Below are 2,693 nucleotides of genomic sequence, written 5' to 3' on the forward strand. Positions count from 1 at the left end.
TTTTTGGAGCCGATGCTGGCGGAGTTTCGGCGGGTTGCGGAGTCGGTGTCCTTTGGTGAGGCGCGGATTCGGCTGGTGAAGGATGTGGGGTCGGCCGAGTTCTGGGTGCGGCATGTGCGTGAGGCGGTGCGGTTCGCCGATGATGTGGGCCGGCTGCGTGAAGAGGGTGTGAGCCGGTTCCTGGAGATCGGACCGGACGCCGTCCTGACCGCGATGGTGCAGCAGAACGACGAGGGGACGGTGGCGGCCACCCTGCGCCGCGACCGCCCTGAGGTGGCGAGCCTGTTCACCGGCATCGGCCGGCTGTTCACCGTGGGAGCCCGGGTCGACTGGGAGGCTGTGCTCGGCGGACGCGGCGCGCGACGGGTCGACCTGCCCACCTACCCCTTCCAGCGGCAGCCGTTCTGGCTGGAGTCGGCGCGCGTCCTGGACGAGTCCGCACACCCGCTGCTGGACGGTGTGGTAGCCGTCGCGGGTACGGACCAGGTGGTGCTGTCGGGTCGTCTGTCGATGGGTACGCAACCGTGGCTCGCCGATCACACAGTGAGCGGAGCCGTCCTCTTCCCGGGCACCGGCTTCGTCGAGTTGGCGGTTCGCGCGGGCGACGAGGTGGGCTGTGGCCGTGTCGAGGAGCTGACGATCGAGGCCCCGCTGGTGCTGGACCGGCAGTCTCCGACGGTCGTCCAGCTGGTCGTCGGGGCCGACGACGGATCGGGCCGCCGTTCGGTCGAGGTGTATGCCCGCGGCGAGGACGAGCCGTTCGCGGCTTGGGAGCGGCACGCGGCGGGAACGCTGGCCGCGGGATCAGGCGCCCAGACGGAAGACCTGACCCAGTGGCCGCCGTCCGGTGCCGAGGCGGTCGACCTGGACGGCTTCTACGGTCGGCTCGACGAGGCTGGCCTCTCCTACGGCCCGGTCTTTCAGGGGTTGAAGGCGGCTTGGCGGCTCGGTGATGAGGTGTTCGCCGAGGTGGCGTTGTCGGGGGCGGTTGATCGGTTCGGTCTGCATCCTGCGCTGCTGGACTCGGCTCTGCATGCGATTCCGTTGTTGTTGGACGGGGATCGTGTGGTGTTGCCGTTCTCGTGGGCGGGTGTGGAGCTGCATGCTTCCGGCGCTGACACGTTGCGGGTGCGGCTGGTGTCGACGGGGCCGGACCAGGTGCGGCTGGATGCGGCGGACGGTTCGGGCCGGCCGGTGGTGTCCGTGGGCGCCCTGACTTTGCGTGAGCTGTCCGCGCAGTCGCTGGCGCGGGTCGATTCGTTGTATCGGGTGGAGTGGACGCCGGTTGCCTCCAGCGGTGGTGTGGTCGGCGGCGCGAAGGTGTGGCGTGCCGAGGGTGAGGGTGTGTTGTCCGCGCTGGGTTCCCTGCTGGAGGTGCTGCAGTCGCAGAGCGGCGCGCTGGTGGTGGTGACGCGGGGTGCGGTGTCGGTGGCGGGTGAGGATGTCACTGATCTGACCGGGGCTGCGGTGTGGGGTCTGGTACGCAGTGCGCAGTCGGAGGATCCGGGGCGTGTTGTGCTGGTGGATCTTCCGGGTGGTGTTGATGCCGCGGAGGTCGAGGCGGGTGTCGGGCTGGCTCTGGCGACGGGGGAGCCGCAGGTGGCGGTCCGGGACGGGAAGTGTCTCGTGCCACGCCTTCGACCGGTGACGGGTTCGGGGTCGGAGGGGTCCGGGCCGTCGTCGGTGTTCGGTGGGTCGGTGTTGGTGACGGGTGCTTCGGGTGCGTTGGGTGGGTTGGTGGCCCGGCATCTGGTGGCGCGGCACGGTGTGGAGCGGTTGTTGTTGGTGAGCCGGCGGGGTGCGGATGCGCCTGGTGCGGTGGAACTGCTTGAAGAGTTGACGGCGCTGGGTGCGCGGGTGGAGTTCGCGGCGTGTGATGTGGGGGATCGTGAGGCGCTGGCGGGTGTGTTGGAGGGTCGCTCGCTGAGTGGTGTTGTGCATGCGGCGGGTGTGCTGGATGACGGGTTGATCGGCTCGTTGACGCCGGAGCGGCTGGAGCGGGTGTTGCGTCCCAAGGCGGACGCGGCTTGGCATCTGCATGAGTTGACGCGTGGGATGGATCTGTCGGCGTTCGTCATGTTCTCCTCCGCAGCCGGCGTCCTGGGCGGGCCCGGTCAGGGCAACTACGCGGCTGCCAACGCCTTCCTCGACGGGCTCGCCGCGCACCGGCGGGCCCAGGGCCTGCCCGCCCAATCCCTCGCCTGGGGTCTGTGGGCGACGGAGTCGGGCATGGGTGGCGAGCTGGTCGAAGGCGACCGGGATCGGCTGAACCGGGCCGGCATGGCGGGCCTCTCGCCCGACCAGGGCCTCGACCTCTTCGACGTGGCCAGTGGGTCGACCGCGCCCGTGCTGGTGCCCATGAACCTCGATGCCAGGACACTGGAGGGCGAGGAAGTACCGCCCCTGCTCAGCGGTTTGGTGCGCAGCGCGGCTGTGCGGCGTGCGGTGTCGGCGCAGGGCCAGGGCGAGACGGACGCGCTGGCACAGAGGCTGGCCGGGCTCTCCGCCGGGCAACGGCTCGAAGAGATTCTGACGCTCGTACGCACCCATGCGGCGGCCGTGCTGGGGCACACGGGCGCGGATGTCATCGAGCCCGAGCGGGCCTTCAAGGACCTCGGGTTCGACTCGCTCGGTGCGGTGGAGTTCCGTAACACGCTGAACTCCGTCACGGGCCTGCGGCTGCCGCCCACTCT

At 70.1% G+C, this 2,693-nt stretch carries 1 protein-coding gene; it reads left to right on the forward strand.

What is annotated here, in order from left to right:
* Window positions 1-2,693: type I polyketide synthase (locus tag ACFVH5_RS44240; protein ID WP_385839346.1), on the forward strand; the 2,693-nt coding region annotated here is incomplete at both ends.

Source organism: Streptomyces sp. NPDC127119 (assembly GCF_042677425.1).
Taxonomy (GTDB): domain Bacteria; phylum Actinomycetota; class Actinomycetes; order Streptomycetales; family Streptomycetaceae; genus Streptomyces.